Annotated in this window: 21 protein-coding genes and 1 riboswitch; of the genes, 11 read left to right on the forward strand and 10 right to left on the reverse strand. The window is 45.2% G+C overall.

The features are described 5' to 3' along the window. The first annotated feature begins 11 nt into the window (after positions 1-11). Positions 12-869, forward strand: a complete 858-nt coding sequence (locus HC752_RS18105; RefSeq protein WP_190336574.1) for an AraC family transcriptional regulator — start codon at positions 12-14, stop codon at positions 867-869. Positions 870-1,319: 450 nt separating this feature from the next. On the opposite strand, the gene HC752_RS18110 is transcribed toward HC752_RS18105, so the two are convergent. Then, positions 1,320-2,801 carry a carboxypeptidase M32 gene (locus HC752_RS18110; RefSeq protein ID WP_190336575.1) on the reverse strand — a complete coding sequence of 494 codons (1,482 nt, stop codon included), beginning with the start codon at positions 2,799-2,801 and terminating at the stop codon, positions 1,320-1,322. A gap of 185 nt (positions 2,802-2,986) precedes the next feature. Here HC752_RS18110 and HC752_RS18115 point away from each other — a divergent pair, with 185 nt between their 5' ends. Continuing rightward, entirely contained in the window at positions 2,987-3,619 is a 633-nt protein-coding gene (locus tag HC752_RS18115) for a LysE family translocator (RefSeq protein ID WP_190336609.1), read from the forward strand. A 475-nt stretch (positions 3,620-4,094) separates the two neighbouring features. On the opposite strand, the gene HC752_RS18120 is transcribed toward HC752_RS18115, so the two are convergent. Together HC752_RS18120 and HC752_RS18125 are read right to left on the reverse strand one after the other, a co-directional pair. Then, positions 4,095-5,300, reverse strand: coding sequence for a S1 family peptidase (locus HC752_RS18120; protein WP_190336576.1), 1,206 nt, complete (start codon positions 5,298-5,300; stop codon positions 4,095-4,097). A 757-nt stretch (positions 5,301-6,057) separates the two neighbouring features. Further along, positions 6,058-7,470 (reverse strand): alanine/glycine:cation symporter family protein, encoded by a 1,413-nt coding sequence (locus tag HC752_RS18125; protein ID WP_190336577.1) that lies wholly within the window; start codon positions 7,468-7,470, stop codon positions 6,058-6,060. Between the two features lie 112 nt (positions 7,471-7,582). Then, positions 7,583-7,703: riboswitch (glycine riboswitch) on the reverse strand. Positions 7,704-8,126: 423 nt separating this feature from the next. Between HC752_RS18125 and HC752_RS18130 the strand changes: the two genes are divergently transcribed. The 3 genes from HC752_RS18130 (at position 8,127) to HC752_RS18140 (ending at position 9,965) form a co-directional block, all read left to right on the forward strand. Further along, positions 8,127-8,861, forward strand: a complete 735-nt coding sequence (locus HC752_RS18130) for a beta-ketoacyl-ACP reductase (RefSeq protein WP_190336578.1) — start codon at positions 8,127-8,129, stop codon at positions 8,859-8,861. A gap of 177 nt (positions 8,862-9,038) precedes the next feature. Continuing rightward, the gene (locus HC752_RS18135) at positions 9,039-9,197 is read left to right on the forward strand and encodes a hypothetical protein (RefSeq protein WP_190336579.1); all 159 of its coding nucleotides are present in this window, start codon (positions 9,039-9,041) and stop codon (positions 9,195-9,197) included. Positions 9,198-9,212: 15 nt separating this feature from the next. Further along, a complete protein-coding gene (locus tag HC752_RS18140) occupies positions 9,213-9,965 on the forward strand; it encodes a chromosome partitioning protein ParA (RefSeq protein ID WP_194717407.1) in 753 nt (250 codons plus the stop codon). A 68-nt stretch (positions 9,966-10,033) separates the two neighbouring features. Here HC752_RS18140 and HC752_RS18145 read toward each other — a convergent pair whose 3' ends face one another. From HC752_RS18145 to HC752_RS18160, 4 genes are read right to left on the reverse strand one after another with little or no spacing between them, the layout of a single operon-like run. Beyond that, positions 10,034-11,182: an ABC transporter permease gene (locus HC752_RS18145; protein ID WP_190336580.1), complete on the reverse strand. Its 1,149-nt coding sequence runs from the start codon at positions 11,180-11,182 to the stop codon at positions 10,034-10,036. Beyond that, positions 11,179-12,333 (reverse strand): ABC transporter permease, encoded by a 1,155-nt coding sequence (locus HC752_RS18150; RefSeq protein ID WP_190336581.1) that lies wholly within the window; start codon positions 12,331-12,333, stop codon positions 11,179-11,181. Before HC752_RS18150 ends, HC752_RS18145 begins: the two co-directional genes overlap by 4 nt. A gap of 3 nt (positions 12,334-12,336) precedes the next feature. Then, positions 12,337-13,320, reverse strand: a complete 984-nt coding sequence (locus HC752_RS18155; RefSeq protein WP_190336582.1) for an HlyD family secretion protein — start codon at positions 13,318-13,320, stop codon at positions 12,337-12,339. Further along, entirely contained in the window at positions 13,317-14,717 is a 1,401-nt protein-coding gene (locus HC752_RS18160) for a TolC family protein (protein WP_190336611.1), read from the reverse strand. The genes HC752_RS18155 and HC752_RS18160 overlap by 4 nt, the downstream gene beginning before the upstream one ends. Before the next feature lie 233 nt (positions 14,718-14,950). Here HC752_RS18160 and HC752_RS18165 point away from each other — a divergent pair, with 233 nt between their 5' ends. The 3 genes from HC752_RS18165 to HC752_RS18175 all read left to right on the forward strand — a co-directional run bounded on the left by HC752_RS18165 (position 14,951) and on the right by HC752_RS18175 (position 18,244). After that, positions 14,951-16,507 (forward strand): ATP-binding protein, encoded by a 1,557-nt coding sequence (locus HC752_RS18165; RefSeq protein WP_190336583.1) that lies wholly within the window; start codon positions 14,951-14,953, stop codon positions 16,505-16,507. Continuing rightward, positions 16,507-17,193 carry a response regulator gene (locus tag HC752_RS18170; RefSeq protein ID WP_190336584.1) on the forward strand — a complete coding sequence of 229 codons (687 nt, stop codon included), beginning with the start codon at positions 16,507-16,509 and terminating at the stop codon, positions 17,191-17,193. The genes HC752_RS18165 and HC752_RS18170 overlap by 1 nt, the downstream gene beginning before the upstream one ends. A gap of 88 nt (positions 17,194-17,281) precedes the next feature. Further along, positions 17,282-18,244: an ABC transporter substrate-binding protein gene (locus HC752_RS18175; RefSeq protein WP_190336585.1), complete on the forward strand. Its 963-nt coding sequence runs from the start codon at positions 17,282-17,284 to the stop codon at positions 18,242-18,244. A gap of 164 nt (positions 18,245-18,408) precedes the next feature. Here HC752_RS18175 and HC752_RS18180 read toward each other — a convergent pair whose 3' ends face one another. The 3 genes from HC752_RS18180 to HC752_RS18190 form a co-directional block, all read right to left on the reverse strand. Then, entirely contained in the window at positions 18,409-19,944 is a 1,536-nt protein-coding gene (locus HC752_RS18180) for a tripartite tricarboxylate transporter permease (RefSeq protein WP_190336586.1), read from the reverse strand. 9 nt (positions 19,945-19,953) lie between these two features. Beyond that, on the reverse strand, positions 19,954-20,433 hold the full coding sequence (locus tag HC752_RS18185) for a tripartite tricarboxylate transporter TctB family protein (protein WP_190336587.1): 480 nt from the start codon (positions 20,431-20,433) through the stop codon (positions 19,954-19,956). A 239-nt stretch (positions 20,434-20,672) separates the two neighbouring features. Further along, a complete protein-coding gene (locus tag HC752_RS18190; RefSeq protein WP_190336588.1) occupies positions 20,673-21,644 on the reverse strand; it encodes a tripartite tricarboxylate transporter substrate binding protein in 972 nt (323 codons plus the stop codon). A 246-nt stretch (positions 21,645-21,890) separates the two neighbouring features. On the opposite strand from HC752_RS18190, the gene HC752_RS18195 reads away from it, so the two are divergent. The 3 genes from HC752_RS18195 (at position 21,891) to prpB (ending at position 24,214) form a co-directional block, all read left to right on the forward strand. Next, positions 21,891-22,133 carry a hypothetical protein gene (locus HC752_RS18195; RefSeq protein ID WP_190336589.1) on the forward strand — a complete coding sequence of 81 codons (243 nt, stop codon included), beginning with the start codon at positions 21,891-21,893 and terminating at the stop codon, positions 22,131-22,133. A gap of 498 nt (positions 22,134-22,631) precedes the next feature. Then, the gene (locus HC752_RS18200) at positions 22,632-23,312 is read left to right on the forward strand and encodes a GntR family transcriptional regulator (RefSeq protein ID WP_446751449.1); all 681 of its coding nucleotides are present in this window, start codon (positions 22,632-22,634) and stop codon (positions 23,310-23,312) included. Further along, positions 23,309-24,214, forward strand: coding sequence for a methylisocitrate lyase (gene prpB / locus HC752_RS18205; protein ID WP_190336591.1), 906 nt, complete (start codon positions 23,309-23,311; stop codon positions 24,212-24,214). Before HC752_RS18200 ends, prpB begins: the two co-directional genes overlap by 4 nt. Positions 24,215-24,278: the final 64 nt, after the last annotated feature.

The following is a 24,278-nucleotide window of genomic DNA, read 5'->3' on the forward strand; positions in this document are numbered from 1 at the left end:
GACGAGCCAGCATGAAAGCAACGATGCAAAAAGTCCCTCAACGGGTCGGTTGGTCTTGGCGCTATAAGAAATTTGAAGAGGTGACGAAGCCAGAATATTGGCATGCCCATCAGGAGTTTGAACTCGTTTTACACAGAAACTTTCAGGGGAAATCGAGAGTTGGGCATTTTGAAGGTGAGATAGAGCACAACGAACTGTTATTGATTGGACCGGGTATTGCACACAGCTTTGAATCGATAAATTCTAATGAACAAAACCCGTGTGAAACTCACGTTATCTGGTTTCGAGAAGAATGGATTGCCAAACTGATGTACAGCTGCGTCGAACTTAGGCAGTTAGGACCAGTGATTAAGAGTGCCAGCAAGGGGGTTCGGTTTTCCACGGACACCGCTGAAAAGGTTTTTCAGCGTCTCGATAATTTTAATCACCTTTCGCCTATCGGGCAGCTCGCCGTATTGGTGCAGATACTGGGGGAGTTGTGCGCCGATCAATCCCATACCACGTTGCTTTCGTATTTGTCTGAAGGGGAAAAAGAAAAAACGAACGCCAACTACAGTAAAATTGAGCAAGTGTGCAAATACATCGACAATCATTACGCATCAGATATTACACTCAAAAACCTTGCAGACTACATGTACGTAAGTGAAAACACCATTCACCGTTGGTTTATTCAACATTTTAATGAAAGTTATACTTCTTACTTGATGAAACTCCGGTTAAATCATGCCTGCCAACTGCTCACCACCACATCGCTGCCAATTGGCCTAATAGCAGAAAAGGTTGGTTATACCAATCGATCCAACTTCAACCGATTGTTTAAGAAATACAAAAGCGTCGCGCCTACTCAATATCGGAAAAAGTTTAAGTAGTGTACTCAAGCTGCCATTGTCCAGAGGACGTCTTACCTGGCTTAATAGCTTGAGGTTCCTCTGGTATACCCAAACACCTGATATTCAGAAACACGTATTACAACAGAGCTAACCGTCGATACGACTGGTATTTTAGCCTTTACGGTAACATTATCCGATCATCACCGACATGGTTTGGTACGGTATTAATTCAACACTCTTAATTTAATGGTGTTTGCGTATATACGAACAACATAGCCGCAGTGATTGTTTCATTGTCACCAGTGTTAACGGCACTCGTCGCTGTACTGGCTTTAATGAGGGGCAGGTTCGCGATGGTATTTAAAGTAGGCTTGAATGTGTTGGGTGTCGTGCTGAGTGTATTGATGTTGAATCGAAATTCATGATCGAATTCGTCACGGTTGAAATAATAAGAGCCGTGGTTGCGGCTCTTAGCATATTGGTGAGAACTTACAGGTAACGCCCTTCCAAATGCGCTTTGAAGTGATCGGCATTGAGCACTTCGCCTGTGGCGCGTGTCACTAGGTCATCGGTAGTGTGTAAGCAAGCTTGGCTCCATACCTTTTGTTCTAACCAAGTGAAGATTGGCGATAAATCTTGGCTAGCAATAACGCCTTCTACATCGACACTTTGTTTCATGCTTGCCATCATTTGAGCGGCGTACATGGCACCTAATGTGTAACTTGGGAAGTAGCCAAAAGCACCATCTGTCCAGTGAATGTCTTGCATACAACCATTGGTGAAATTGCCGCGAGTATCCAAACCCAGATACGCTTGCATTTTTTCTGCCCAAAGCTCTGGTACGTCGGTGTGTTTGATTTTGCCATTCATCAAATCACGTTCGATTTCGTAGCGAAGAATCACGTGAGCAGGGTAGGTCAGTTCATCGGCATCCACACGAATAAACCCTTTTTCAACACGAGTGTACAGTTTGTGGAAATTCTCTGCTGAGAAAGCAGGATCGTTGCTGCGTTGGAATTGCTGGCGCGCTTTGTCTGCCAAAATTTGAATGAATGGCGTGCTGCGACCAATCTGCATTTCAAAAAAGAGAGATTGTGACTCGTGGATTCCCATTGATCGAGCTTCGCCAACAGGTAAACCTGCGAACAGTTTCGGTAAGCCTTGCTCGTAGCGTGCGTGACCCGTTTCGTGCACGGTGCCCATCATAGATTGGATAAAGTCGTTCTCATCATAACGAGTGGTGAGGCGAACATCCGTTGGTACACCGCCACAAAATGGGTGGGTACTTTCATCTAGGCGGCCGTGGTTAAAGTCAAATTGCAGAAGCTTCATGACATCCAGCCCAAGTGCTTTTTGGTCTGCCGCACTGAATGTGCCAGTTGGCATGATGATGTCTTCTTTAGCTTGCTTGTCAATGACTTGGTTGATCAAGTCTGGAAGCCAAGTTTTTACGTTGCTGAATACGGACTCCAGTGAATCAGTGGATACACCGGGTTCGTAGAGATCCAACATGGCATCGTAAGGTGTTTTCCCTGTCGCTTCAGCGCGGATCTGCGCTTCTTCTTGGGAAAGTTTAACCACTTCAGCCCAGTTTTTTTCAAAGCCGTTCCAGTCGTTTTCGCCACGTTGGGTACGCCATGCGTGTTCACATTTTGAACCTGCTAATGATTTGGCTTCTACCAGTTCTTCAGGTAAGACGGTTTCTTGCTGCCAAACGCGCTTCATTTCAGCTAGGCTGGCTGTTTCGTCCGCAGATAAGGATTCAGATTCTGCTTTATCAAACCACTCAGCTAATTCTGGCTTATTGGAAAGCTGATGCAGGTGTACCGAAAGCTCGGCTAGTGCTTCAGAGCGTGCTTCACTGCCACCAGCGGGCATAACGGCTGCTGCGTCCCAGCCACAGATTGCCTCTAGGTGCTCAAAGCGAGAAATTTTTTTATTGTGTTTTACCAACTTATCGTAGTAACTCATGGTAGTCCTTGTTGCATGGGGTCATATCATTGTTGCAGCCAACTATAGCAAGGCTTTTGCCTCAAATCATGCGGCGGAATGGTAAATAATCATTGTCCTGTGAGCTGAGCCTAAACATTCAAAACTTGGGACTGAGCATGATTTGCGGTATAAATTCAACTCGATTGAATTGTTATGGGTATGTGATGCACATTCTGAACTTTGAAGCCTTTTTGATTGCGATTACGATTCTTACACTAACTCCTGGTCTAGATACCGCCGTTGTTGTCAGAAATACCAGCCGAGCCGGTACTCAGCATGGTCTATTAACCAGTTTCGGAATTTGTTGTGGCTTGTTTGTTCATGCGACATTTTCTGCTATTGGCATTTCCGCGATCTTATTGCAATCGGCTGAGTGGTTTATGGCATTAAAGCTTGTTGGGGCAGGGTATCTTATTTGGTTAGGCATCGGTTCTATTCGGCATTTGTTTCAAGTTCGCACTTCCTTACCCAATGAAATAGAAAGCGCATCGGGTATCACAAGTTTGGTGGCATTGCGCGAAGGCTTTTTTTCAAATGTGCTTAACCCAAAAACAGCCGTCTTTTACTTGGCGTTTTTACCACAATTTATTGATCCTCAAGACAGTGCGGTGACGCAATCCATGTTTATGGCTGGGATCCATTTTGTTATTGCCATGGTTTGGCAGGGCGGTTTAGTCCTTATGGTTAATAAAGCGAAAGAACTATTGAGTAGCGACACATTCCTAAAAGCAGTAGAAGGTGCAACGGGAGTGGTATTGATCGGGTTAGGCGTTAAGTTGCTTTTTACGGAGAATTAATGTTCCCATTGAATGTAAACATCATTCTTCTTCCTATCTACAACCTTATATAAATAAGGATATAATAGACATCTATTTATATGGTTAAATTAATTTATTATATCGCTAAGTTAGTTATATCGCCAACTTGGTTATATCGCTAACTTATCTATATGGCTAATTTAGTTATATGGTTAAGTTGGTTATATAAGTATGTTGTTATATTAATCGGTGTCCTTTATCCAACCCAATCAACGAAAATATCTCACTGGTATCATAACCTTAAATGACGACGAAACCTTCAATAGGGAAAGTACGTCTGTTTTCCTTTTAAATCCAAAAGCGTTACCTGTTAGCAGAAAAGTTTCACATTATTTTAGATAGAGTGAGATATCATAGTAGTCATTTAACTAGAAAACGCAGGTTATTTAGCTTCTCGAATTAATGATAATTTCCGGGCAACCTGCGTCTTCAAAATTATACAGACGCGTAACGATTATCTTAAAGGTACATCCAGACAAATATGGTAAGCTGATGTTGAATCCGAGAGAATGCTAGTTCGGTAGAATCCTGCGGCGATGTTATTACCATTGTATGTGCCGTTATCAAATACGCTTACTCTTTCCCATTGATTGGCATCGACATTGTATTTTTCTAGTTGGCTTCTAAATGTCCCTACAAATTTTTGAAGGCTATGTTTTCCTTGATTTGTCTGGTACCAGTTATTTCCGTTTTGACCACCAATGAAAATGGCGTTATTTGCTTGTAAGGTACCACGGTAAGTTAACGTGCCTGCTGGACAAACTTGAGGAGGAGTTTGCTTGATTGTTTCTTGCACATCGTTGTAGAAATTACTTGGACGACCAAATATTGTGAAGTCAAATGAACAAGCATGAGGTGAAGTCGCCGATTTAGTACCTAAACTCACGACACCTAATAGTACAGGATTGCTTTGGTTGTCTCTGACAATAAGACCACCACCACTGTCACCTGTGCAGTTAACTTGCTGAGTCCTTTCACTAGTAGTACAAAATGCTTGGTTGGCGTTTACGGGTGTTGTACTTGTACCGGAGCCAGAAGGTACTGTTTTCTGTCCACATGCTTGAGCGCTCATAAGGTCCTCAGAAGACTTTTCTAGTCTACGAACACCATCAATCGTCGGCGTACCGAGTCCCATACCATAGACAGTGAGATCATCTAAACGTTGTCCTTTGAGCGCGTCGTTTATTACCGCGTTAGTAAGCAAACGTACTCGCTTCAATGCTTGAGGGAAAGGAGTTGAAACTTGTAGTAATGCCACATCCTGACCAAGACCAAATGGTTCCAGACCTTCATTAAAAGGGAAGGTCGTGTAGCTTTTGTAGCGTATAACTTGGTGAGTTGTCGAGCCACTTGTTCCGAAATCTCTATTAGGTGTGATATTAAGGCTTGTCCCCGTCACGAGTTTCATGCTATCCGGACGATTCACCTGACCATCAAATGAATTAACGCAATGTGCTGCTGTTACCGCCCAGTAATCATTAAGAATAGAAGCACCACACTGCACCTTATCTTTTACAAGAACCATTAAGTGGTGGCTGCTCTCTTCTTGTGTTGCCACTGTACCATTAATAATTGCAGATGCTGAATAAGTGTAAGCCAAAGAGGAAATAGCAATAGCAAGTTTTGCTGTATTAAAAGCACTAGATTTACTCAGTTTCAAAATTTAACCTCATATATAGTGAAAACAATATAAGAATATTGTCATTTAAGTAATTTGATAACACTGTCATTAGTGACTGAATAGTATGTTTTAAGCGTTAGGCCTAAAAACGAGGCGTATTATGGGGTCGGTTATAAAATAATTGTAAATGTTAATTTTATGTCAAGATTATTTTTATGGAATACGCAACCATAAATGTATGAAATTAATAATATTTGATAATTGTTACAAATAATTTCTAATGTTTTTTGTTGTGATTTTTGAGCTTTTTATTAAATTAGAACCGCGAATTATTTTTTTAAAAGCTAATCTTTAAAAAAGGAATAATGGGGTTTTGAATAATTTTTCAAAAGAAGATGCCTGATTTTAATATTTCATTTGAGTATAATTTATATTTTTCTAATGCATTTTTATTGAAGAAACAAAAAAGCAATCGTTTCCCTTTGAATAAAATTACCAATAGATGAATATTTTAACTGCATTTATATAGGCGTTGCTTCATTTTGAGCGTATCTCTCTCTTTCCTCTATCCTTGAATAACCGTTTTTCTATTCAGATAGAAAGGCAACGATAATTTTATTATTTAGCTCGTTTTAAGCGTATCGGATGGGCTGAGTGTACATGTCGGTAATGTGTGCATATCGACAACATGTATACATCGACAATATCAGCCAATACGGTGTGTCCGTGAAAGGAGGGGATAGAGTCGTTGCCTCCGACTTGAATGAATCAGCCCAAGCACAACCTGGGCTTGAAATCAGTTTTGATGTTTTGACATTAAATTTGGTGAGTCAGTTAAACTGGGTGCGTTAGATCGTATCTCGAAAAAGATTTTGGTTTCTTCCACTACGACGTGCCTTAAGGCAATGATCCCAATTAAATTGGGTATTGCCATTAGACCGTTCACAATATCGGCAATCAGCCAAATCATATCCAGTTTTAAGAAGGCACCAGAAGTTATCAATACGATGAACACGATTTTGTAGGGCAACACGGCTTTGGTACCCATCAGATATACCACACAACGCTCTCCGTAGTAGTTCCACCCTAAAATGGTGGTGAAAGCAAAAAAGATGAGCCCCACCGATACCAATATAGGACCAATCGTGTCGGATCTTAGCCCCATGGCGAACGCAGATGCTGTCATCTCTGCTCCTGCGAAATCACCTTGCCATGCGCCAGTTAAAATGAGTGTCAATCCCGTCATAGTGCAGATGATAATGGTGTCGAAGAATGTCCCCGTCATTGAGATCAATCCTTGTTTAACGCAAGAATCTGTTTTTGCGGCAGCGGCGGCTATTGGGGCACTTCCCAGCCCGGATTCATTCGAAAAGACGCCACGAGCGATACCCGATTGAATCGCCAGCATGATACTTGCGCCCAAGAAACCGCCAGTTGCCGCCGTATGGGTGAACGCGGACTCAAGAACAAGCTGAATAGCGGGTATCACTTGGCTTGCATTCATCAGTAAAACGCTGACACACGCACCGATATAAAGCAGTGCCATAGATGGAACGACTTTCCCTGCCACGCGAGCAATGGATTGAATGCCACCCAACGTAACAAATGCAACGAGCAGGGTGAGCACAATGGCAGCGATTTCTCGTGGTAATCCAAATGAAAGCAGAGAAGCATCTAAAATCGCATTCACCTGTGGAAACGTGCCGATACCAAAACAGGCAACACCCAGTGCAAAAATGGCGAACAACCTGGCCAGCCATTTAGACCCTACCCCATCTTGCAGGTAATACATAGGACCGCCGATCATGCGTCCGTTGCTGTCTTTTTGGCGATATTTTACGGCGAGTAAACATTCAGCGTATTTTGTCGCCATACCAAACACAGCAGCCAGCCACATCCAAAACAACGCACCCGGTCCGCCTAATTTTATGGCTGTTGCGACGCCAACGATGTTGCCTGTACCAATCGTGGCGGATAACGCGGTACATAATGCAGCAAAGCTGGACACGTCACCAAAGCGAGAATCGTCGCCTGATCCAGAAGCGGAGTCTTTTCTAAACACCATTTTTAATGCCATAGGCAAAGAGCGAAATTGAAGAATGTTCAGTTTGACGGTGAAATACACGCCCGTGCCCACAAGCAGGATCAGCAGTGGCGGTCCCCAGACCAAGTTGTCGATGGTAAGTAAAATGGAATGCAGTTCTTGCATGGTTTCCCCTTAATAATGAATGCATAAGGAGAAGAGAGAAAGGGGGCGTCTACTCACAAGAGCAGCTCCCAAAACGGGTTATACACCAAAAGGATCGGTTTTCATGGTTGCCTTTCACTCCTCTGTCCTTTTGCCTGAGAGTTTCACTTCTCGCCCTAGACCTTGAGGTCACTTGGGTATAGAAGCTTGCTCCTTCGGCGACCGATTTAACGGTTCTCTCCAGAGGTTCCTCCAACAACAGTCCTCGCCAATTCAAGATTTAAAATCTGGAATTTAGCACCTGAAAGATTTACTTCTTCGGCGGGTTATACTCACTTCATATGAAAAGATAGAGTAAAACCTCTCTCCTGCAGTCTTCACTGGAACAAAAGCCTTTCGACTTTAAGTTGCGCATCGTACAAAAAGAACAAGATGATGTCAGTAGCAGAAAATTTGTTTGGTCAAATAGCAATCAATGCAAACGATTAATGGATAAGAAATGATGGAGATCAAGTTGTCGTGAGATCTTGATTAAGGCGACTAGCACTCACGCGGATTGAACCTATTATTAATTCAGCAGTAAAAACATGGAACGCGTTGTTTTCACGTCGGACTTTAAGCCCAAACCATTGCCAGACGCTGAAATGCGTATTAAATAGCCCACTAGAGGACACTCAATGTTTAACAATAAAATATGTGTGGTCACCGGTGCCGCCCAAGGTATCGGCAAAGCGATTGTCGAACGGTTTTCTGAGCAAGGTGCAACAAAAGTTTATGCCCTTGATATGAATGAACAAGTGCTGAAAGAAGCCTTTTCAAATCATGAAAATGTGCAAGCCGTCACGGTGAATATTTGTGACCGAAATGCAATAGCAGCATTAGTGAACGAGATTCAATCGGAGTTTGGTCGCATCGATGTACTGGTGAATAATGCTGGTATCACGCGAGATGGTTTAATCGACAGAATGACGGAGCAAGATTGGGATCAGGTTATTGATGTCAATTTAAAAGGGGTGTTCAATCTCACCCAAGCGATTGCTCCGATCATGATTGAAAACAACTATGGGTCCATTGTGACGATGTCATCGGTTGTTGGCACCGACGGTAACATTGGTCAAACTAACTACGCGGCGACCAAAGGGGGAGTGATCGCCATGACGAAAGGGTGGGCGAAAGAGTTTGCACGTAAAGGCGCTCAGGTTAGGGCAAACTGTGTGGCTCCCGGTTTTATTGAAACGCCCATGACGGCAGATTTGCCCGAAAAAGTACTGGATATGATGAAAGCGAAAACACCACTGGGTCGAATGGGTAAACCAGAAGACATTACGAACGGTGTAGAATTTCTTGCCAGCGATAAAGCCAGCTTTATTACTGGTCAGGTATTAAAAATTGATGGAGGGTTAGTGATTTAACACTCCCATGAATGTATCTATGAGGTGGCAGTTTATACGACCACCTCTTTTTTTAACCATATTGGTTACATTTCAAACTTGCCTTTCTTTTTGCCCATCGTGACTGCGATATTTTGGGCATTGTGTTTACGCTCTATGCTTAAAAAAATGGTATAACTAACTGAACAGGAGAAAGTTATGACCAGACTAATCGCCATTGCGGTACTTATCATCATCGCCGTGTTACTTTTTCGGTACCGAACCAACGAAAAACTACAAAAAGGCGTCATTCTTGCATCGATATTGGGGTTTGTAATCTACGTTGTGTCGGTTGTAACCATGGAATTGATGCACTGACGTTGGAGCTGAAGAATGGTAGACAATACTATCCAAGACGAACGCAATGACGATCAGGAAGAGGTCGTCATCATTGAAGAGCGTAACAAGTCCTCTTACATCTATATTTCTATTGCTGCCATCTTAGGGCTGGCAATTGGTGGATTGGTTGGCGCGGTGGTGACTCAAAGCAGTTGGCAGGATGCTTACCTATCTCAGGATAAAAAGGCCCAAACGTTGGCTGGCGAAAATGTGCAGCTTCAACAAACGTTAAGAGCGTATGAGGAAGATTCGGTAAAAGCCATGGAGTTGGCACTGGCTCAACAAGCCGAAAAACTGAATGCGAACTTCCAGGCGCAGCTTCAAGAGTTACAAATGACGGTGACAGAGCTTGAAAAAGTCAATCTAGAACAAGAAGCGTTGATTGCCCAACAAGGTGCACAACTTGAAGATTTAGGTATCTCCAATAAAAAGCTTAATAGACAAGCTGATCTACAAGCGTCTGTATTTGAACGTTCAAGAGAAGTCTTTCAACGTGAAATGGCTATCCGACAAGAGTTGGAGCGTTTGCTCAAAGAACAGGAAGCGCTGCTTCCTCAGAAGGAGAAACTCAGTAAAGAATGCGATGAGTTTTTGGCTGGCACCTCTTGGGATGCGTCTTCAGACGCGTGTGATAAGAGCGATGATGTGAATTCTAAGCTGAGTCAAATTGCACAAATGATCGAGGTTAATAAATTGGATCTTGAGCAAATCAAAGCGTTGTCTGAAGGGTTAGGGTTAGGCAACTGATTTTGTAGACAAAGCAAATGTGATGTTGAAAATGACCCCGGCAACGTTGTTGGTGGGGTCATTTTTTATTACGAATTCAGCTTATGCATTCGCCACCAAGCCATGCCAACCCAGACAAACGCGAGTACCCAAAGCTGTGTGACCACATCTTTGATTTGCGATAGTTGCGCCCCCATTTGATTCAGCTTTAAGAAGCCTTGAATGGCAGGAGTACTTGGCAGTGCATTCGCCAGCCCAATCAGAGGTTGAGGCAAGCTTTCAATTGGCCATATAAACCCAGCGGTGAAAATCAGTGGCATGGAGCTTACAAGGACGATTAACGTTACCAGCTCCGTTCTTGGTAACAGGCTGCCCAATACCATGCCAACGGCCCCCGTGCTGATTAAGAAAGGAACGAGCAAAACGAATAGATTGGATATGCTCGCCAATCGGTTGACTTCGTAGAACTCAAAACTGAATCCGAAATAGTACAAACTGAGAGCGAAGTATAAACATCCGAACACAAACAAACGATGGCTTACGACGCTCAATGGGGACATTTTGCGCCAGTAAGCCGCTGGGTTATTCGTGTTCTTTTGGTGTGCGGTAAGGAGACCAGTCCCCATGATCAGTGTTTGATGAAGTATCAACACAAAAACCGCAGGAACGACATAGTCGACGTAGCCCATCTCGGGGTTAAACGTGGGTTTTATGTTTAAATGAACGGGCGAATACTGGTCACCTGCTTTCGCTATTGGCATGCCATCGGTCAGCATTTTGACCACTTTCAATTTCGCTGCCAACGTGCCCGATGCCTGTGCCAGCCCTTCGACTACCGTTCCATACACCAAAAAGTATGACGCGTCGCCAGCGTAAGACAAAACGGGGCTTTTCCCTTGCAGGAGATCCCGATAAAAATGTTCTGGGATCACCAAAATACCGCTGACCTGATGGGACAAAAACAACGACGTTGCGTCTTCTATTGAATGCGCTCGCGAGGCAATAGCAACGTGAGGTGTGGCATCGACCATACGTTCAAACTGATAACTGGTTTGGCTTTTGTCCAAGTTAACGACTGCGATGGTTTGTTCCTGCGCCACTTGGTTGATGTACGGCAGGGGATACAGAAAAGAGTAAAACAGGGTGCCACCAAATACGGTGAGAACAATCGCAGGGTGCGCAGCAATAGCGCGTAACTCTTGCCAAATAAACCGAGGGAATGACCATTGGGTGCTCATGAGATAACCGCTCCCAGAGACGGGCTCTTTTTGCGAATCAGTAGCAACAACACTATGAATGGCAACAAGTAACCTGCCATTGGCATAAGAACGTGCAATGTGTCCGCCCAAGTCGCCCCGTAGTTGGATTGATACACTTGCGCCTCAATATAGTGGCTCACAGGCAGCATAGATCGCCAAGCTTGTGCGATACCATTCATTTCAGTAACAGGGAAGGTGATCCCCATAAAGGCAAAGCTGGGGGCGGTGAAGGCACCTGCAAAACTCATGGCGCGTGTCGCATCCATACTCAAGAAGAAAAACACACTGCCCATGATCATACAAGCCATCACCATGAACGCTTGAGCCAGCATTAATATGCCGATGTTTCCATGAAACGGCCAATCCATTCCGATGTAAAACCAGTAAAGCATTAACCAACCTTGAGCAACGAACACCAAAGAGTAGGGCGCCAGCGTTCGAAATACATTGAAAATCGGTGTGCTTTTGAACCATTGGTCTGCACCTCGTAAACGCAAGTTGGCGGATAATGCCATCACAGTGCCCACCACCACCGCAATTTGCCAAATGGCAGGCACCACAGCACCAAGAAGAAACGGGGAGTAGTGGGTGTTGCTGTTAAACAGAGGTGTGATTTGGTTACGTATTGGCACAGTTTGCCCTAATGCTTGCACCATCGTGGTGTCACCGCCTAACAGTACTTTTCCAGCGTCAAGTTTTGCATTAAATGTCCCTTGGGCTTGCACCAGCGCAGAATTTATTAAGCGACCAATCAGTATGTATTGCGTATTGGTAAACGCCGAAATTTGCGGGGGCTTGCTTTGTACCGCCTGTTTAAAGCTGTTTGGCGGTATTACAACGTAGGCATAGATCTCGCCAGACTGAAGCGCCTCTTTGGCGGAAAGGGGGGCGGTGAAGTGGCGTTGCACTTTAAGGCTTGGAGAGGCGTCGTAATGGCGCACCAGTTCACGTGAAAATGGAGTGTGGTCGTTGTCGACAATGCCAATGGCCATGTCTCTGGCGAGCCCTTGGTTGAACACTCCCCAAATGATCAATGCAACCAAAATCGGGATCCACGTTAGTGTGGACAAAAGCCATTTGTCTGCGTTAATGATCGAGCGTTGGTCAGAATCCGATGACGTTTGAATCATGAATTATAAACTCTCTATAACAACACTCATGCCCATCCTCAACCCTTCTACAGGCTCAGTAGGACGGGCTTCGACTTCAAAGGTTCTCATGTCGAAACCTTGTGACGAGTCAGTGGATCGCCATGTGGCGAAATCACCCATCACTGCAACATGAGTGACTTTGAAGGTAACGTGCTGGTCCATCGCTGGGATCCATGCTGAAAACTCACTGCCTTTGGCAAATCGATTGAGTAAATCTTCCCGCACGTTAAAGACCGCCCACGCGTCTTCCATATCCAGAACGGTCACGACAGGAAACCCTTGAGGCGCTAATTCACCTGGGCTTAACAGCACTTGTGATACTTCGCCGTTAAACCAGCTTCGGATTTTGGTATCCGCAGTAAAAGCCTCGACTTCCGCCACGGCGCCCGCGGCCATTCTGGCTTTTTCTGCGGCGGCGCGTTTGGTTTCATCCCGAACACCTTCGCTTGCCATTTGGTACATTTGGTACGCGGCGCTTTCTGTGTATTTGGCCGCCTGCCATTGGGTTAACGCTTCGTCGCGTTTTTGTTCTGCCACCACACCGTCGTTGTAGAGGTTATTAATGCGGCTGTAGGTTTTCTCCATCAAGTCCGATGCCGCTTTGGCTTTTTTCCACTGATCTTTAGACGCTTGAATTTGTTGCGCACGTGCCCCTTTCTCAGCTTCTTGAGCTAACGCGCCAGCGGCTTCTTTGCTGGCGATGGCTTGCTCTAATTTTGCGTCGAGTTCAGGGCTATAGATTGTGAAGACGAGATCCCCATTTTGAATCACATCGCCTTTTCGAACTAAGACCTTATCGATACGCCCAGCCACTTTGGATGAAATGTGGTATTGCTGCGCTTCAATTTGCCCTTGAAGGCGTACAGGTTGTTCTTCATAGGCGGCATTGAAACTGTAGATCAGCCATCCACCTAAACCAAAGGCGACAAGGCCAGCGAAAACAGGTTTGAATGGGGTTGATTTCATGATGAAGTCTCCAGATTGGCTCGATGTTCGTATTGGTGGAAGGTGGTCATTTCGTTGCTCAGTGCGAGCAGCTTATTCAGTGCGATAAGGTAGTGGAAACGTGCGGCATGTTGCTGCGTTTTAATGCTGGCGAGATAAAGCTGCGCATCAACCACTTCTAATGAGTTCGATAAACCCTGTGAAAACGCACGTTGGCGAAGCTTCAGGTTTTCTTCTGCCAAATTGACGCTAGAAATGAGTCCATTGACTTCTTCTTTGGCTTGTTCGGCTTCTAAATAGGTTTTTTCCACAAACACTTGTAAATCTTTTCGTGCTTGTGCCTTTAAATGTTGTACCTGCTGAACGGCGCTATGAGCGGCTTGAGAGCGTTCAGAACGGCCTGAAGAATCGATAAGCGGGATGCTGACGCCGATACCAACAAGCCAATCGGGCTTCATTTGGCTGGCCAAGCTATCGTGTTCATAGACGGTGTAATCACCATAGAGGTAAACGTTCGGGAAGTATTTGCCGTCTTCCGCTTTCACTAAGTGATTGGCTTGTTGTTCCTTAGCGTCGAGCAAGTGTAAGCCAGGGTAAGTCTTTAAGGTTTGATCAACAAAAGCCGACATGGGCGGTAGGCTATCGTTGATAAACAGGTGGCTTTGCAGCTGGATATCTTCTACGTTCAACATACTCGCCAACGCCGTTTTGGCGATGTCTAAATCGCGCTCCGCTTTTTTTCGATCAACCTTGGCTTTATCTAAAGAGGCTTCGGCTTGCAAGCGCTCCACTTTGGCGATTTGCCCCTGTTTTTCCATTTTCAACGCAAAATCGCGATGTTTTCTTAACCCATCTTCTACGGCATGCCTTGTTTCCACGACTTGTTGAGCAAGGACGACGCTGAAGTAAAACTGGGTCAGATCGTCAAATTTTGCCTGCCTTTCCATTTCAAGTTGGCTACGCGCTTCTTCGGTTTGACCTTTTGCGATCTCTTGAGCTGCTGTGATTCTGCCGCCAGTGAATATCGGCCATATGGCTCGGATAGACGATGAAAAAATGTCTTTCTCGGTAATAGTGGAGCTCGCCCCCGCTAGGCTTTGAATCACACTGGGAGGCAACATATGGCCTAAGCCCGACAAGTCGATACTGGAACTTTCTGCGACTTGCTTAGCCGACAATGTGACATCGTCACTTAAGCGCGTGTAGTGAGCAGAAAGGGTGATGCTGGGTAAGTTTAAACGGTCTTTAGATGCTTGAAGGTGTTGGTAGCGCTGTAGATTCGCTCGAGAAGCAGACAAGGCATCGCTTTGTTGTTGCACAATTTGCCACGCTTGGTCGAAGCTAACTGGCTGAGATTGTGTCGAGAAAGGCAGGGCAATCAGCCCCCCTAAAAGAACGGCGCAAGGTCTTTTCATCATCATTAATATACCGCTAAACGTTAAAATTAGAGTTAATGCCCTAAAAATAAAAATAGAGTTTATACTCTAAAAAATAACGGTGCAACCGAGTCTTTTTGATAACGGAGTCAATTTTTTTGCGACGCCTAACGGAAGCCAGGTTTCTTTTTTGTTATGTTCCGAGCTCAGAATCAAGGGGAATCACCGTGTTAAGTTGGAAGAATCTGAGTTTCCGCCGTAGGCTTTTGATAATTATGACATTATCTGGTCTGTTCGAGCTGCTGATTTTAACCGCAGCCGGATTTGCCTACATAAAGCACTCCCAGCAAGAAGAGATGGGCTACAAAGCACTCGGAATTGCGCAATTTTTGGCTCAGTCTCAATCGGTTGTCGACATGGTGACAACCGAAGAGGTGGGGCTGCTCCCACAAGAATTTAAAGATCTGACGGACTTCATTGGGGCGACCTTTATCGTGATTGGTAATAAAGAGGGTATCCGTTTGATCCACCCAGTAAGTGAACGGGTGGGTAAGCCCATGAAAGGGGGCGATAATATTAAGGCGCTTGAATTTGGGCAGTCTTACGTATCCTATGCGGAAGGTTCATTGGGTAAATCGGTTCGTGGTAAAAGCCCTGTATTTGATCGCGATGGCAATATTATTGGGGTGGTTTCTGTGGGGTATTTATTGGATAGCCTACAAGACAGAATTGAACCTTATCTCGCGTTTCTTATCGCGATGGCGTTGTTGGTGGTGATAGCCAATGCCATTTTATCTAATTACGCATCACGACGATTTCAGAAAGCGATATTAGGGTTTGAGCCAGAAGAAATCGGCCGATTGTATGTTGAGCTCGATGTGACGATGAGCACAATAAAAGAAGGCGTGATCAGCATCGACAATAAAGGATTGATTCGATCAATTAATCGCAGTGCGTGTAACATTCTTAAAATTAAGCGCGATAGCGTGATGAACAGGCCAATGAAAGACGTGCTGCCAGACAGTGATTTGATTGATATTCTGTCTACAAAAGAACCGCAGCACGACATCGATCTCTATTTGAATGATCAGCGAATTGTCGCCAACCGTAATCCTATTATTGTTAAGGGAGAAGTGGTTGGAGCGGTGTCGAGTTTCCGTCGTCGCGACGAAATAACCGAGTTGACCAAACAGCTCTCCCAGACCCGTGAATACGCCGACATGCTGCGTTCTCAAACCCACGAGCACAGAAACAAGCTCAATACCATCAGTGGTTTGGTTCAACTTGGGGAATCTGAAGAAGTACAAAAGCTGATAGGGCAAGAAACGGCACACTACCAAGCGTTGATTGGTTTTATAAGGGAGACGGTGAAAGACCCGTTAGTTGCAGGTTTGTTACTTGGTAAAACCGAACGTGCCCGCGAGCTTGGCTTGGTGCTGGAGATCGATACGGGTACGCGCTTAGAACCGTTGCCATATCACATGAATGCGGAAGATCTGGTGACGATTTTAGGTAACCTAATTGACAATGCGTTTGACGCAATGATGGTTGAGCGTGGAAACATGCCCAGTAACCACATTTTTGTTTCTATCAGCGATTACGGTACCGAGGTTATTTTAGAAGTAGAAGACAGCGGTTGCGGTTTGCCAAGTGACATTGATGTCGCCAAACTGGTTAACAAAGGGGTATCGAGCAAAGCGAAAAATAATCGAGGGGTCGGGCTTTACCTGGTCGATAATTTGGTGAGGCACTATGGTGGTCAGCTCGATATTGGAAACGGACCGACTCAAGGAGTAAGAGCAACGGTGTATATACCAAAGGAAAAGCAATAATGGCGGCAAGGACAAAGGTGATGATCATCGAGGACGACGAAGGTATCGCTGAGGTACATCACCGATATCTGAATCAGATTGGTGGGTTTGATGTGGTCGCCATCGCCACCTCGCAATCCGAAGCCGAGATGCAGTTGGATCTTCTTCAACCGGATCTTGTGATACTGGATGTGTATCTGCCCGACGGGAATGGGCTCGAAATTCTTAGCCAAGTCAGGCAGCAAAAACAGCATTGCGATGTGATTTTGGTTACAGCGGCGCGGGACGTGGATACGCTGCAAGAAGCCATGCGAGGTGGGGTGGTCGATTACTTGTTGAAACCGGTGATTTTTTCACGCCTTGAAGCCGCGTTGAAAAAGTATCAAGCACAAAAACAAGAGCTGGAAACGGTATCCGATTTGGATCAGAAACTGGTCGATAAAATGTTGCAATCATCGACGACACAAGAGCCTTTGACGAATCGACTACCGAAAGGCATTGACGGCGTAACACTGGACAAAATTCGTCAGCTCTTTAGCGGCAACGCACAATTCACCGCCGACGAAGCAGGGATCAAAATTGGTGCTAGCCGAACAACAGCAAGACGATACCTTGAATACCTCATTAGCACGGGTGAGATTGAAGCCGACGTCCATTATGGTTCAGTTGGTCGACCTGAGCGCACTTATCGCAGAATCTTTCGCTAACTCTGTTCTGGAGCGAGCTTGTGGTTAAAATGAACAGATCCTAACAAATTGTCTAAACTTGGATAAGGCAATGTGTTAGGGCTTTCTTATGAGAAAATTGTTTTTGCTGCTGACGGTGACGCTATCTGCAAACACGAGTTTTGCTAAAGAACTTGTTTTTATTCATAGCTATCATTTTGAATACCCATGGGTAGAAGAGTATCGAGAAGGCTTCCATAGCGAAATCGAGAATATGAATATCCATGACTTCCAAATGGATACTAAGCGTAAGCCAGTGAGTCAGTTTCCTGCCATAGCGGATAAAGCGTGGGCGTTTATTCAGCAGCACAATCCCGATATTGTGGTGGTGTCTGACGATAATGCGCTGAAATATTTAGGTCCCCGCTTAATCGAAAGCAACATTCCTACTTTCTTCTTAGGAATTAATGCTAATCCTCGAAACTATGTGCCAATCACCCCCAATATATCAGGCGTGTTAGAGCGACCACTGATGAAGCGATCCGTTTATATGATCAGCAAAGTGTTACCCGACGTAGCGAAGGTTCGAGTACTGATGGACGGGACGGTGACATCGCATGCCATTCTCAATACCTCTTTTAGTAATAAGTTAACTCAAGATATTAATGGAATAACGGTGGATACCAGCCTGATTTCGAAGTACGAACTCTGGGAAAGTAATGTCTTGAAGGCCAAACAACAGGGCTATGATGCCATTATCATCGCCAACTATGCTGCATTAAAAGACGAATCTGGCAGGCACTATTCATTGGATGAAGTGAGCACTTGGACAAGTGAAAACTCCCCCTTACCTGTTTTTGCGTTTTGGTCGTATTCCGTTGGCAAAGGGAGAGCCATTGGTGGGTTGAGTATCAGTGCGCTTGAGCAAGGGATTGAAGTGGCCAAATTAATTAATGAGTATAATGAAACGGGTGACATGCCAACCATTATCACACCCAAGAAAGGGGTGTTCATATTCAGTAAGAAAGAGTTAAAGCGTTGGCAGTTAAGTATGCCTAGCGACATTGCAACGAAAGCGGAAATGCTGGATTAACATGGCGTTGTGAACAACCAGTCCATCGACGGCGTGAAACGTTTTATCAATTAAAATCTTTAAAAACTTTGTAAACCAATAAGCTTTTAGAAAACCAAAAGGCTTCCGGTTTTTCAGAAGCCTTTTGAGATCTTGTCATTAGTACCTAAGTGCGTGTTCTCGAACTAATCTTGGTGGTTCGGGGCTGAGGCATGGCGTTGTTTTAAAAATCCAACAAGCTGAGCGATAAGAGGGCTTAGCAGAACAGCTAGCGCTAATGTCGCGAAGACCCCCGTTATAGGGCGCTCCCAAAGGAAACTCAGTTCACCGTCACTGATCATAAGCGCACGGCGTAGGTTTTCTTCCATCAATCCGCCCAGAATAAATCCGAGTAGTAATGGGGCAAGCGGGAAGTTTGCCAACCTTAATGCGATGGCTGCCATGGCAATCAATAGCATGATGAACACATCCATCGTGTTAAATGACACCAAGTACACACCAGTGATGGAGAAGAACAGAATCATGGGCAGAAGTACGGTACGAGGCACCATCAGTAGCTTCGAGATGTATGGGATCAGCGGTAGGTTTAAGATAATCAACACAATGTTACCAAAGTACATGGAGATGATAACCGACCAGAATACATCCGGGTGATCCACAAACAGGCGCGGACCTGGCTGAATGCCATACGCAATCAGGGCACCTAGCATGATGGCCGTGGTGCCTGATCCCGGAATGCCTAACGTAAGCAAAGGAACAAAGGAACCACTAGACGCGGCATTGTTGGCAGACTCTGGGGCAACCAAGCCTCGGATGCTGCCCTTACCGAACTCTTCACGCTTGTCTTTGGGCGCAAGGTTACGTTCCATTCCGTAACTTAAAAACGCTGCAATGGTTGCGCCTGCACCAGGAAGCACACCCGTAAAAAAACCCAGTACGGAAGAGCGCAGAGAAACAGGAGCTACCTCTTTGATTTCTTCTTTGGTGACTTTCATGCTGCCTAAGTTTTTGATCTTGTTGCTTTCATCACCTCGGGTGTCTTGTTGTGGCTTTAGAATGCCCATTAAGGTTTCGCCAAGGGCAAATGTAGCCATGGCAAGTAATAGGAAGCTAAAACCATCCATCAAATCAGTCAAACCAAAGGTGAAGCGTTCCACACCAACACCTTTGTCGATACCTACCGTTGAAAGCATTAAGCCTAAAATGGTCATCATCCACGCTTTCAATACCTGACCTTTACCAGCGAACGCGGCGACGGCAGACAAACCGAGCAACATGAGTGCGAAATAATCGGAAGATTGGAAGCTTAACGAAACGCTGGCAAGGGCAGGGGCAGCAACCAATAACATGATGGCTGAAAGCGTGCCTCCAGTAAAAGAGGAGTAAGCCGCCAGTGCCAGCGCCTTACCGGCCATGCCTTTTTGTGCCATTGGGTAGCCATCAAACGCGGTCACCACTGTCGACGAACACCCCGGAGCGTTAATCAAGATTGAAGAGGTAGAACCTCCGAAAACGGCCCCATAATACACCCCAGCCATGAGAATCAACCCCGATGCGGGATCAAGGCCATAACTGATCGGGATCATCAATGCGATAGCCGAAATCGGACCAAGCCCCGGCAACATGCCAATAAACGTTCCGACGAAACAGCCCACGATCACCATCATGATGTTCATTGGCATCACTGCGGTAGAGAGACCCGCTAATATTCCATCTAACATGTCAATCTCCTACCAGATAGAGAACAAAACACCCGGTTCCAGATAGATATCCAAACCTTGTGTCAGTAGTAAATAGAAAGCGATAACAAACGGGAAAGACGCGCCAAGCAAGATGGATTTCTTGCGTTCTCCAAGCATGTAGAACCCGATCATTAGAAATAAACCAGTGGCTAGTACAAATCCAACGTAGGTAAGACCGACGCCATACATCGCCATTAACACGAGGAAACCACTAAGCAGTTTCCAATCAAACCCCGTGAGTGAACTGTTTTCGTCATCAGGGCGACCAGTGACAAGCAGCATCAAAGAGAGGACAACGCCAACAAAAGTGAGCAGTGTCGGAAGTGTGCGCGCTGTAAAGGGTTCGTATTCATCCCCGGGAAATAGAGGGATTTGCGTGGTTTGATAGCCGTAACATAAGCAGACGACGAGAAATATCATCGCACCCACACGGTCGCGGCAAAATAGGTTGGTGGGCTTAACAGACATATCTTCATTCCTTTGTTCAACTTGGAAGGAAAAGAGCCGCGTACGCTCAGTTAATCAATTTAGTTGTGATGGCGCGGGTATGGCAACCTCACTGAAGGATAACTAAATAAACAAAGGAGTTTGTCGCTTTACAGCGCACACGGCAAAAGGGGCGGAACAACCAGCTCTGTGAGTTAAGCAGCTCAAACAAAACAGCCTGCTAGGTTCGGCTGCTTAACAGCACGAGAGCGATCAATCTCTTACTTCAGGAAACCAAGTTCACGCATCAGCGAGCCCATTGTTTCTTCCTGCTCTTCTAGGAACTTGTAGAAAGCTTGATCGGGCTTGTAGTTATCAATCCATCCATTACGGTCTCGAACCGTCGCCCATTCTTTAGTGGTGTACATCTTAGAGAGCGCATTATTGTATTCGTCGATTTTTGCTTGAGGCGTCCCCGGTGCGGCGAAGAAACCACGCCAGTTCGCAAAAACGGTGTTGTTACCCTTTTCAACGAGTGTTGGAATGTCTGGTGCCGCAGGGAGGCGTTTAGGCGCGGTCACTGCCAGTATTTTCACTTGACCGCTTTTCGACATTTCGAGCACCTCTCCAAGCCCTGTAGAAAGAAGCTGAGTTTCACCAGAGAGCAGCGCAGCCATAGCTTTACCCCCTGCATCGTATGCAATGTAGCGTACGGATTTAGCATCAAAGCCTTCACCTTTAAAGGCCGCCGCGACGACTAAGTGATCCATACTGCCTCGCGCTGAACCACCGGCGATTTTTACTTTGCGTGGGTCATCTTTAAAATCCGCAACCACTTCTTGCCACGTGTTGTACTTGGAATCCGCTGATGTAACGATCGCACCGTAATCGGCAATGGTGGCAGCAACCGGTGTTAAGTCACGGAAAGATTGTGGGAAAATCCCCGTCAGGGAACGGACAACGATTGGCGTTGAATTCACCATGAGTGTGTTTTCTTGACGCTCCGCGGTTTCGATAAGGTATGCAATCGCTTTACCACCCCCACCCCCAGACAGATTTTGGAATGAAACTTTGTCGACAATATTGGATTTAACCAACGCATCACCCGTACCACGAGCCGTCATATCCCAACCACCGCCAGCACCGCCAGGGATCAAAAAGTGAATTTTTTCCATGTCAGCGGCAAATGCGCTGAAAGAAAAGCTAGCAGCAATAACGGCTGCCGCCAAAGAGGGTTTCAGTACCTTTATCATGTCACGTTCCTTATGTCGTTGAGCTTACGTCATAGATAAACTCGTTTTGTTATGTTTATGTTGCCATATTGAGCTGGTTGTTAAGTTAGTGTGCTGAAGTGTGAAAGCCCAGATAGAGGACTTAAAAAGAATAAAAAACAAAAAGTGAATTAAGTTCATATTGTTCACGATCATTAAATTAACCCTATTGCATATGAGGCATTAGACAAGTTATATTTGGTAACTTTCTGTTAAATAAGGATTTTTTTGTTGATTGATAATGGGTTTAAGCCCACGGATTACATGATTCGTGTAAACGCTGATCATGCATTTGTGGTCATTGGTTGTATAAGTACAGGTAAAAGTGACGACCCAAAAAGCTGGGGCGATGAAGCAGTAGTTTGTGATCCTTGGGATGGAAGTGCCTATCACGTATCACAAATAAAAGGAAAGATGTGGGGCGGCGGGCGCATTGCACCTAAATCGCTTTGTCGTGTAGATTCGAAATAGAGGATTGGAATGTTTATATCACTATATGTATTTTCTTGGCTGACCGTGTTTGTAGGAGCGTGGTTAATCAAGTTAAACGCTCAACCATACATATTACAAGTTGCGCCATTTGTACTAGTTTTCGTGATTATGTCGTTCCTAACAGGATATGGACATAAATGGCTACTTATTGTTTTATGCGCGATAGCGATCATTGGGTTGTGTTTTGCATCTTTGCAAATTAATGGGGTTTTATCCATCGGGCATAGTGGTGTTATGGAAATCCCAAGCAAAAAGTAAACGTTTGAATCATTAGCAATCTCTTAAGCCGTATTCAATGGAACGAATACGGCTTTTTCATTTATTCGCATAGACAGTTTACTGGCTTATCCATAATCACTTTTGATGAGTACTTATACGACATTGGTCTAAATTGTCGACAATTTAATTGAAAAATTAGATTTTAGAGACTAATTTGTGATCAAATATTGCCAATTGTAGACAATGTGGAGCGAGGTAATGTCTGTTTCCGTACCTGAGAAAGAAGCGACAAAATCGGAAAACCTAACCAGTAGCTTAGTCGAAGCGATTGTAGAAGGGCGCATTCTGCCCGGCAGCAAAATCTCGGAGCCTGAGCTTGCAAAGCGATTTAATGTCAGCCGAGGTCCACTAAGAGAAGCGATAATGCGGCTTGAAGGGCTAGGGCTGGTTGAGCGAATTCCACACGTGGGTGCGCGCGTTATCGAGATTTCGTTGACTCATCTATCGGAATTGTATGCCGTGCGAGAAGCGCTTGAGGGAATGGCGGCGAGGCTTGCGGCGAGGCACATTACAGATGATGAATTAGAAGCGCTTGAATCGTTATTGTCGACCCATTCCGAGCATATCCTTCAAGTAGAAGGTTCATCTTACTTTCATCAGCACGGTGATTTTGACTTTCACTATCGCATTATTAAAGCCAGCCGAAATACGAAGCTCATCACTCTGTTGTGCGGCGAGTTGTATCACTTACTCAGAATGTACCGTTACCAATCTCCTCGGTCTCACTCACGACCAGAGCAAGCGCTGGAAGAACACAAGTTCATCTTAAGAGCCATTCGATCTCGGGATGAAGAATTAGCGGAAATGCTGATGAGAAGACACATTGCATGCAGCCGCCAACTTATCGAAGAGCAAATTCAACAGGAGAGTGAAGCATGACAAGCCCCAGAGTCTCACAAGGGAAAAAGTTTCGCTTAGCGGTGGAGAACCATCACCCGCTGCAAATTGTCGGCACCATCAATGCCTATTGCGCCATGATGGCCAAAAATACGGGGCATCAGGCGATTTATTTGTCTGGAGGGGGGATAGCCAATGCGTCATACGGGTTACCCGATTTAGGAATAACGACGTTGAATGATGTGCTGGTGGATGTGGAGCGCGTAACCAACGCCTGTGACCTGCCTTTGCTTGTCGACATCGATACTGGATTTGGTGGCGCGTTCAATATCGCGCGCACCGTAAAGTCGATAGAAAAAGCAGGAGCCGCCGCGGTGCACATGGAAGATCAAGTCGCGCAAAAGCGATGTGGTCACAGGCCCAATAAAGCCATTGTATCCACGCAAGAAATGACCGATCGCATCAAAGCGGCTGTGGATGCAAAAAACGATGCCGATTTCGTATTAATGGCAAGAACGGATGCCCTCGCGGTAGAAGGTATGGACAGTGCCATTGAACGTTGTATTGCGTACGTTGAATCGGGCGCGGACATGTTGTTCCCCGAAGCCTTTGTGGAATTAAATCAATACCAAAGGTTGTCGGATTCGTTAGCGCAGCATTTTGGTTACAAGGTGCCCATACTGGCCAATATTACCGAATTTGGACAAACGCCACTTTATAAAAGCGAAGTGCTGGCTGCGCATTCTGTGGATATGGTGCTTTACCCACTCAGCGCCTTCCGAGCCATGAATAAAGCGGCCGAAATGGTGTATTCCCATTTATTGAATGAGGGCAGTCAAGAAGCTTTGACTGACCAAATGCAAACCCGAAAAGAGTTATATCAACACTTAAATTACCACGACTATGAGGACAAGCTCGACGAGTTGTTCGCAGACAAAACATAGACGTACTTTATCCAATAACGTGAAGTGCTGGCGTACTGTTCACCTATAAAAATAACGAACAGGC

Source organism: Vibrio sp. S9_S30 (genome assembly GCF_014694455.1).
Lineage (GTDB): Bacteria > Pseudomonadota > Gammaproteobacteria > Enterobacterales > Vibrionaceae > Vibrio.